Annotated in this window: 7 protein-coding genes and 2 pseudogenes; 5 read left to right on the top strand and 4 right to left on the bottom strand. The window is 72.5% G+C overall.

The genetic code is table 11. The features are described from left to right. Window positions 1–199, top strand: a pseudogene (locus GT030_RS17955) (hypothetical protein); the annotation flags it as partial. A gap of 6 nt (window positions 200–205) precedes the next feature. On the opposite strand, the gene GT030_RS17950 reads toward GT030_RS17955, so the two are convergent. Then, entirely contained in the window at window positions 206–2,038 is a 1,833-nt protein-coding gene (locus GT030_RS17950) for a phosphoenolpyruvate carboxykinase (GTP) (RefSeq protein ID WP_161201955.1), read from the bottom strand. Between the two features lie 371 nt (window positions 2,039–2,409). Between GT030_RS17950 and GT030_RS17945 the strand changes: the two genes are divergently transcribed. After that, window positions 2,410–3,093 (top strand): hemolysin III family protein, encoded by a 684-nt coding sequence (locus tag GT030_RS17945; RefSeq protein WP_161201954.1) that lies wholly within the window; start codon window positions 2,410–2,412, stop codon window positions 3,091–3,093. 30 nt (window positions 3,094–3,123) lie between these two features. Beyond that, complete coding sequence (locus tag GT030_RS17940; RefSeq protein ID WP_161201953.1) at window positions 3,124–3,855, top strand: Mut7-C RNAse domain-containing protein; 732 nt, start codon at window positions 3,124–3,126, stop codon at window positions 3,853–3,855. A 30-nt stretch (window positions 3,856–3,885) separates the two neighbouring features. Here GT030_RS17940 and GT030_RS17935 read toward each other — a convergent pair whose 3' ends face one another. From GT030_RS17935 to GT030_RS17925, 3 genes are all read right to left on the bottom strand, one after another. Then, complete coding sequence (locus tag GT030_RS17935; protein WP_161201952.1) at window positions 3,886–4,773, bottom strand: prohibitin family protein; 888 nt, start codon at window positions 4,771–4,773, stop codon at window positions 3,886–3,888. Between the two features lie 102 nt (window positions 4,774–4,875). Then, the gene (locus tag GT030_RS17930; protein ID WP_161201951.1) at window positions 4,876–6,909 is read right to left on the bottom strand and encodes a thioredoxin domain-containing protein; all 2,034 of its coding nucleotides are present in this window, start codon (window positions 6,907–6,909) and stop codon (window positions 4,876–4,878) included. Between the two features lie 64 nt (window positions 6,910–6,973). Continuing rightward, entirely contained in the window at window positions 6,974–7,567 is a 594-nt protein-coding gene (locus tag GT030_RS17925) for a TetR/AcrR family transcriptional regulator (RefSeq protein ID WP_202460221.1), read from the bottom strand. 50 nt (window positions 7,568–7,617) lie between these two features. Between GT030_RS17925 and GT030_RS17920 the strand changes: the two genes are divergently transcribed. Both GT030_RS17920 and GT030_RS17915 read left to right on the top strand, forming a co-directional pair. Further along, window positions 7,618–8,169 carry a GNAT family protein gene (locus GT030_RS17920; protein WP_161201949.1) on the top strand — a complete coding sequence of 184 codons (552 nt, stop codon included), beginning with the start codon at window positions 7,618–7,620 and terminating at the stop codon, window positions 8,167–8,169. 87 nt (window positions 8,170–8,256) lie between these two features. After that, window positions 8,257–8,600: pseudogene (locus GT030_RS17915) on the top strand (hypothetical protein); the annotation flags it as partial.

Below are 8,600 nucleotides of genomic sequence, written 5' to 3'. Positions count from 1 at the left end.
CCGGGCCCCGGTACGGGCGACGCCGGGAACGGCCGCCGATCCGGCGCCGCTGCACCGCCGGGCACTCACCCTCGCGGGCCGCGCCCTGGTCGTCGCCGCCTCGCGCGCGGACACAGCGGCCGCGATCCTGGCCGCCGAGCGGATGGACGCCCACACGGCGGCGCTGGCCGCGCCGAGGGAACTCAGCGCGGCCCACTGACCCCGCTCAGCCGAGGCGCTCCACCAGCGCCCGGTACTGGTCCCACAGCTCCTTGGGCGTGTGATCGCCGAAGGTCTCGAGGTGCTCGGGCACCAGGGACGCCTCCTCGCGCCAGACCTCCTCGTCGACGGTGAGCAGGAAGTCCAGCTCGGCGTCGGTGAGGTCCAGGCCCTCGGTGTCCAGGGAACCCTTCGCCGGCAGCACGCCGATCGGGGTCTTCACGCCCTCGGCGCGGCCGTCCAGGCGGTCCACGATCCACTTCAGGACGCGGCTGTTCTCACCGAAGCCCGGCCAGACGAACTTGCCCTCGCCGTCCTTGCGGAACCAGTTGACGTAGTAGATCCGGGGCAGCTTCTCCGGGTCCTTGTCCTTGGCCACGTCGATCCAGTGGGCCATGTAGTCGCCCATGTTGTAGCCGCAGAACGGCAGCATGGCGAAGGGGTCGCGGCGCAGCTCGCCGACCTTGCCCTCGGCGGCGGCGGTCTTCTCGCTGGCCACGTTGGCGCCCAGGAACACACCGTGGTTCCAGTCGAAGGACTCGGTCACCAGCGGGACCGCGCTGGCCCGGCGGCCGCCGAAGAGGATCGCGGAGATCGGCACCCCGCGCGGGTCCTCCCACTCGGGCGCGATGATCGGGCACTGGTCGGCGGGCACCGTGAAGCGGGCGTTGGGGTGGGCGGCCGGGGTGCCGGACTCCGGCGTCCAGTCGTTGCCCTTCCAGTCGGTCAGGTGCGCGGGCTGCTCCTCGGTCATGCCCTCCCACCATACGTCGCCGTCGTCGGTGAGGGCGACGTTGGTGAAGACCGCGTTGCCCCACAGGGTCTTCATCGCGTTGGCGTTGGTGTGCTCACCGGTGCCGGGCGCGACGCCGAAGAACCCGGCCTCGGGGTTGATCGCGTACAGCCGGCCGTCCTCGCCGAAGCGCATCCAGGCGATGTCGTCGCCGACGGTCTCCACGCTCCAGCCGGAGACGGTGGGCTCCAGCATGGCGAGGTTGGTCTTGCCGCAGGCGGAGGGGAAGGCGGCGGCGACGTACCTGGACTCGCCGTGCGGCGGCGTGAGCTTGAGGATCAGCATGTGCTCGGCCAGCCAGCCCTCGTCGCGGGCCATGACGGAGGCGATGCGCAGGGCGTAGCACTTCTTGCCGAGCAGCGCGTTGCCGCCGTAGCCGGAGCCGTAGGACCAGATCTCGCGGGACTCGGGGAAGTGCGAGATGTACTTGGTGGAGTTGCAGGGCCACGGCACGTCCTGCTCGCCCGCCGCCAGCGGGGCGCCCAGGGTGTGCACGGCCTTGACGAACTCGCCGTCCTCGCCCAGCTGCTCCAGCACGGCGCTGCCCATGCGGGTCATGGTGCGCATCGAGGCGGCGACGTAGGCGGAGTCGGTGATCTCCACGCCGAGCGCGGAGAGCGGGGAGCCGAGCGGGCCCATGCAGAAGGGCACGACGTACATCGTGCGGCCGCGCATCGAGCCCCGGAACAGGCCGCCCTCGCCGCCGGACCCCTGGAAGATCTCCCGCATCTCGGCGGGGTCCTTCCAGTGGTTGGTCGGGCCCGCGTCGGCCTCCTTCTCGGAGCAGATGAAGGTCCGGTCCTCGACCCGCGCGACGTCGGTCGGGTCGGAGGCCGCGTGGTACGAGTGGGGACGCTTGACCGGGTCGAGCCGGGTGAAGGTGCCCTTGGCGACGAGCTCCTCACAGAGGCGCTCGTACTCGGCCTCGGAGCCGTCACACCAGACCACGTTGTCCGGCTGGGTCAGTTCGGCGATCTCGTCGACCCACGAGATCAGTTCCTGATGGGTGGTCGGGATGACGGTGGGAGCCGCGTTGTCGCGCGCCACGATCGCTCCTAAGTGAGGGTTTATGGCCCTGGGTGAGGGATTTCTCGGCCCCTTGGGGGCTGCGGCCCGGATGCCAGGCGCAACCCCGGTCGGGGTCGACGCTCATCCGGTACCGACCGCACTCATTTGATCATCCGATGCGAGTGCGCATATGTCCAGAGGGCGTCACAGGTGAGCGAGTACCCCCGAAACGGCGTGTTTCCCGTCCGCCCTGCTGACGTCCGCACCTCTTTACGCCCACCTGGCCCACACATGGCGAATTCTTTGCGCGCGGGACCCGAGGCGGGCGTGAGACGATGATCTTGGCAGGTGGGTGACCTCGGCCACCCACCCAGCGGGACTGATTCGTAACTTACGGTTCCGTAGGTACGATGCGGTGCATGACTGCGTCCGTTTCCGCCGCGCTCAACCTGCCGGACCCCGTGAAGCCCCGGCTCCGTGGCTGGCTGCACCTGGGCATGTTCCCGGCCGCACTCATCGCCGGCCTGGTCCTCACCGCTCTCGCCCACTCCCCCCGCGGCCGTATCGCCTGTGGGATCTACGCCCTGACGGCGTGTCTGCTCTTCGGTGTCAGCGCGCTGTACCACCGGGGCAACTGGAGCCCCCGGGCCGACCGCGTCCTGCGCCGCCTCGACCACTCCAACATCTTCCTGATCATCGCCGGCACCTACACCCCGCTCACCCTGCTGCTCCTGCCGGGCAGCAAGGGGCAGTGGCTGCTGTGGGGCATCTGGGCGGCCGCGCTGGCGGGGATCGCCTTCCGCGTCTTCTGGGTCGGCGCGCCCCGCTGGCTGTACACCCCGTGCTACATCGCCATGGGCTGGGCCGCCGTCTTCTTCCTGCCCGACTTCATGCGCACCGGCGGCGTCGCGGTCCTGGTCCTGGTGGTCGTCGGCGGCCTGTTGTACAGCGCCGGGGGCGTGGTCTACGGCATCAAGAAGCCGAACCCCTCACCACGCTGGTTCGGCTTCCACGAGGTCTTCCACTCCCTCACGCTGGCCGCGTTCATCGTGCACTACATCGGCATCTCGCTGGTGGCCTACCAGCACGCCTGAGGCCGCACGGGGGCGTGCCATCCTGACCGGGTGAACGGACCCGTGATCCACCTCGAAGTCGCCCCGGAGCTGCACCTGTTCGTGCCGCACGCCCACCGCTCGGGCCCCGCCGAACTCGGCACCGACGGCGTCTCCTCCCTCGGCCATGTGGTGGAGTCCCTCGGCATCCCGCTGACCGAGGCCGGCATCCTCACCGTGGACGGCCGCGAGGTCCCCCGCTCCCACGTACCGGCGGACGGCGAGTCCGTCCACGTCGGCCCGGTCCCCCGCCCCCAGCGGGTGCCCGGCGCCCCCCTGCGCTTCCTGCTCGACGTGCACCTGGGCACCCTGGCCCGCCGGATGCGCCTGCTCGGCGTGGACACGGCGTACGAGTCCACCGACATCGGCGACCCGGCGCTCGCCGCGCGTTCGGCAGCCGAACGCCGGGTCCTGCTCAGCCGGGACCGGGGTCTGCTGCGCCGCCGGGAGCTGTGGGCCGGGGCGTACGTGTACAGCACCCGGCCCGAGCAGCAGCTGCGGGACGTGCTGGAGCGGTTCGCCCCGGAGCTGGCCCCCTGGTCCCGCTGCACCGCCTGCAACGGCCCGCTGCGTCCGGCCACCAAGTCCCAGGTGGCCGACCGGCTCCAGGCCGGCACGCGGGTCACCTACGACGTGTTCGCGGCGTGCGGGGAGTGCGGGCGGGCGTACTGGAAGGGGGCGCACCACGAGCAGTTGGAGGCGATCGTGGCGGAGGCGGTGCGGTTCCGGTCCGAGCTGGGCTAGTTCTTCCCGCGCCGTCAGTTCTCGGTGCCGTCAGTTCTTGGTGCCGTCCACGATGACCGGGGTGCCGCCGGAGCCGCTGCCGCAGGGGACGGCGTACACCGGGTGGGCCTTGGCGGCCTCGCGGTAGGCGTCCAGGCACTCGTTGTAGAGCACCTTGTCGCTGAGGGAACGCTCCAGGATCTTGTTGGCGCGGGCGGTGCCCTCGGCCTCGATCCGCTTGCGCTCGGCCTCCGCCTTGGCGGTCCGCGCGGCCTCGACGGCGCGCTCGGTGGCCTGCTCCTGCTGGATCTTCTTGTCGATCTGGCCCTGCAACTGCTTCGACGGCCGCACATTGCGCAGGTTGACGGTGGTCACGTCGATCCCGCGCGGCGCCAGCCGCTCCTTCACCTGGCGCTCGATCTCCGCGCTGATCCGCTCGCGGGCGGAGGCGTACCCCTCCTCGCTGGTGTGCCGGGCGAAGACGTTGCGGACGATCTCGCGGCTGTCCGGCAGCACCAGCCGCTCCTGCACCGCGTCCTCGCTGCCCGCCAGCCGGTACAGCTCGACCGCCTTGCGCGGGACGACGGCCCACTTGATGGTGACGTCCGCGTACAGCACCCCGCCCTGCGAGGAGCGCACCTCCACCCGGTCGTCACCGCTCAGGTCGAGGTCGACCGGCCGGGTGGAGAAGGAGGTGACGCCGGTGAACGGCGACTTCAGGTGCATGCCGGAGGTCAGCGGGGTGCCGACCCGGCCGAAGGTCACCGGGACGCCGACCTCATAGGCGCTCACCACATGAAGACAGGCGAACAGGCCGGCCAGGACCCCACCCAGGGCGCCGATCGCGGCCCCGATCTTCCAGCCGGCCTCGGCTCTGCCGCGTCCGACGAGGAACAGGACGACGGCCGCTATGAGCAGCAGTACGGACAGCACGAACACGGGCTTCCCCCCACAGGATGCGCCACCCCGTCCGGGCGGCGGGCAGCGCATCGTAACGGGCGCGGGTGTCCGGGAAGTAGCCGTGCGGGGCGGCGGGTTCGGTCAGTTGTCGTCCAGCGCCGCGCGCAGCGCCTCGGGGTCGGTGACCGGGGCCTCGCAGGTGAAGTTCCGGCAGACGTACGCGGCCGGCGCGCCGTCCACCAGGGGGCGGTGGGCGAGCAGGGGGAACTCCTCCCCGTCCGGGGTGCCCGCCGCGACGACCGCGCCGGGGGCACGCGCGAGGAGGGCCGTGCGGTGCAGGGCCGCGGTGCGCCCGTCGGTGAGGGACGGGCCGACGACGGCGACCTCGCGGGGGCCGTCGAGCTGCGCCTCGGCGGCGGCCAGGCCCCAGCCGACGAACCGGGGCACCCGCGGCCCGAGCGCCTTGACCACGCCGAGGGCCCGCTCGGCGGCGGTCCGGTGGGCGTCGGAGCCGGTGTGCGCGGCGTAGGACAGCAGGGCGGCCGCCGCGGCGGACCAGCCGGAGGGGGTCGCGTTGTCGGTCGGGTCCTGCGGGCGGCGGATGAGCTGCTCGGCGTCGGAGGCGGTGTCGTACAGCGCGCCGCTGTCCGGGTCGGTGAAGCGGGTCATGACCTGGTCGAGGAGGAGCCCGGCGAAGTCCAGCCAGACGCCCTCGCCGGTGACGGAGGCCAGCGCGAGGAAGCCTTCGGCGACGTCGGCGTAGTCCTCCAGCACCCCGGAGTTGGCCCCGGCCCGGCCGTCGCGGCTGGTCCGGGTGAGGTGGCCGTGCTCGTCGAGGTGGACCCGGACCAGGTGGTCGGCGGCGGCGACGGCGGCCTCGATCAGGTCGGGGCGGCCGAAATAGGCGCCGGTCTCGGCGAGGGCGGCGATGGCGAGGCCGTTCCAGGCGGCGACGACCTTGTCGTCCCGGCCGGGCGCGGGGCGCCGGGACCGCTCGGCGAGCATCCGCTCCCTGACCGAGGCGATCCGCCCGGCGTCGAACACCCCCTCCAGCTGGGGCAGTTGCAGCACGGACTGGCCGTGCTCGAAGGTTCCCTCACCGGTCACGCCGAAGTACTCGGCCGCGAGGTCGCCGTCCTCGTCCCCGAGCAGGGCGCGCAGGTTCTCGGGCGTCCAGACGTAGTACGCGCCCTCGACGTGCCTGCCGGTGCCGTCGTCGCTGTCGGCGTCCAGCGCGGAGGCGAACCCGCCCTCTTCGGTACGGAGTTCGGCGACGAGGAAGTCGGCGGTCTCCAGCGCGACGCGGCGGGCGAGGTCGGAGCCGGTGGTGCGCCAGAGGTGGGCGTAGACCCGGCAGAGCAGCGCGTTGTCGTACAGCATCTTCTCGAAGTGCGGCACGACCCAGTCGCGGTCCACGGAGTAGCGGGCGAAGCCGCCGCCGAGCTGGTCGTAGATGCCGCCGCGGGCCATGCGCTCGCAGGTGTCGCCCGCCATCTGGAGGGCGCCCTCGGAGCCGGTGCGGGCGTGGTGGCGCAGCAGGAACTCCAGCGCCATGGAGGGCGGGAACTTCGGCGCGCCGCCGAATCCGCCGCGCTGGGGGTCGTACTCGCGGGTGAGGCCGAGGAGGGCCTGCGCGAGTTCCTCCTCGCCGGGCACCCCGGCCGCGTGCCGGACGATCTCCCGCTGGGCGAGGTCCCGCGTGATCTTCCCGGCCACCTCGGTGACCTCGTCCCGCCGGCCCTCCCACGCCTGGTGCACCCCTTCCAGCACCTGCCCGAAGGAGGGCATGCCGTGCTTGGGCCGGGGCGGGAAGTAGGTGCCGAAGTAGAAGGGCTCGGCCTCCGGCGTCAGGAACACGGTCATCGGCCACCCGCCCTGCCCGGTCGCCGCCTGCACCGCCTCCATGTACACCGCGTCGACGTCGGGCCGCTCCTCCCGGTCGACCTTCACACTGACGAAGTTCTCGTTCAGGTAGTCGGCGGTGGCCTGATCCTCGAAGGACTCGTGCGCCATGACATGACACCAGTGGCAGGCGGAGTACCCGACGCTCAGCAGGATCGGCACGTCCCTGCGCCGGGCCTCCTCGAACGCCTCCGGCCCCCAGGGGTACCAGTCGACCGGGTTGTCAGCGTGCTGGAGCAGATACGGCGAGGTCACGTCGGCTAGCCGGTTCATACGATCCAGCCTCTCACAGGGGCCGGGGGCGGGCAGTGAAGCCCGCGTACCGCGAAAAAAGGGGTCATGCGCGACGGGCCGTCAGGCCGGCGAGGTGGTCGTCCAGCAGCTCCGTCTGCCGTTCGGGCGGGAACCGGGCCGGGTCGAGCAGGCTCTGCACCACGAGGCCGAGCACGAACGACTGGGCGCCGGCCGCGATGCGGTCCGGGTCGCCGGGAGGCAGTTCACCGAGGGCCTGGGCGGCGGCCACGCGTTCGGCCAGGCGGGCCCGGCCCTCCGCGTACTTCCGGGCATGGTCGGCACCGATGGCCGGGTCGGCGAGGGCGGTGTCCCAGGAGGCGACCCAGACGCGGTTGCTGTCGGCGGCCTCGGGGGTCAGCGGCAGGATGTCGAGCAACGCGTCCCGCAGCGCCGCGAGCCCGGGTCCGGTGGAGCGCCGGGGACGGGCGAGGGTGCGCTGTTCCAGCAGGTCGAGGGCGTACTCGACCAGGGCCCGCTTGGTCGGGAAGTAGTGGGTGAGCAGGCCGGTGGTCGCGCCGAGTTCGGCGGCCACCGCACGCAGCGTCAGCCCGGCGAAGCCGCGCGTCGCCATGACCTGCCAGACCGCCGCGGAGACGTCCCGCCGCCGCGCTTCGTGATCTCCCTTGGTACGTGGCATGCCGCCACGGTACATTTCCGTAACACTTGTTATGCAAAGGGGAGGCCCTCATGTTCTCGCTGGCCCTGCGCGACGGCGCTCGTCTCGCCCCGCTGGAGTCCTGGCACGCCGAGGAGTTCGCCGGGCATATGGACCGCGCCCGCGAGCACATCCGTCCCTGGGTCGGCGCCGGGTTCATCACCGTCGACGTGGCGGGCGCGCGGGCCACGCTGGAGCGGTACGCCGCCCGCCAGGCCGTCGACGGCGCCCGTCTGTACGGCATCTGGCGGGACGACACCCTGGTCGGCGGCGTGATGTTCACCGCCTTCGACACCGCGTCCGGCTCGTGCGAGGTCGGCTGCTGGCTGGAGCCGGCCGCCGAGGGCCACGGCCTGATCACCCTGGCCTGCGCCGCGCTGCTGGACTGGGCGTTCGACACACGGGGCCTGCACCGGGCCGAGTGGCACTGCCGGGCCGACAACGACCGCAGCGCGGCGGTCGCCCAGCGGCTCGGTATGACGCTGGAGGGGGTGCGGCGCGAGGCGTGGCCCTACGACGGCGTGCGGCACGACAAGCAGGTGTGGGCGGTGCTCGCCCCTCAGTGGCGGGCTCTGGAGCGGTGAACCGCCCTTCCTGATCCACGCCCCCTCGCGCTCCCCCTTGCCCCGAAGCACACTGTTCCGCACAGGAGTTGGCGGGGAGGGGGACGTATGCGGGACGGGCATCGGGGTGAGGCCGAGCGGTTGGTGGTGCGGGCGGTGGAGGAGGAGGTGCGGCGGTCGGGTGGGCGGACCGACGGGCAGCTGCTGCTCACGCGGGCACGTGCCGCGCTGGACGGGATGGCGGGGGCGGCTGCGGAGGAGTACGCCGCGTACACTCGCGCGCTCGACGAGTCCGAGGCGGACCGGCTCAGCTTCGGCCGGCGCTACGCCCGCGAGGGCGCGGGCACCCCGCTGCTGGTGGCCGCGGTCGCGGCGCTCGCCGCGGCCGTCGCCGACCTGTCGCTCGGCACCGGTGCGGGCACCGCGCTCGGCGCGGGCGTCGTCGCAGGCGT

Origin of the sequence: Streptomyces sp. SID1328 (assembly GCF_009865595.1) — a bacterium.
Classification (GTDB): Bacteria; Actinomycetota; Actinomycetes; order Streptomycetales; family Streptomycetaceae; genus Streptomyces; species Streptomyces griseoluteus.
Note: the sequence above shows the minus strand (reverse complement) of the source record. Positions and strands in the feature narration are given on the sequence as shown.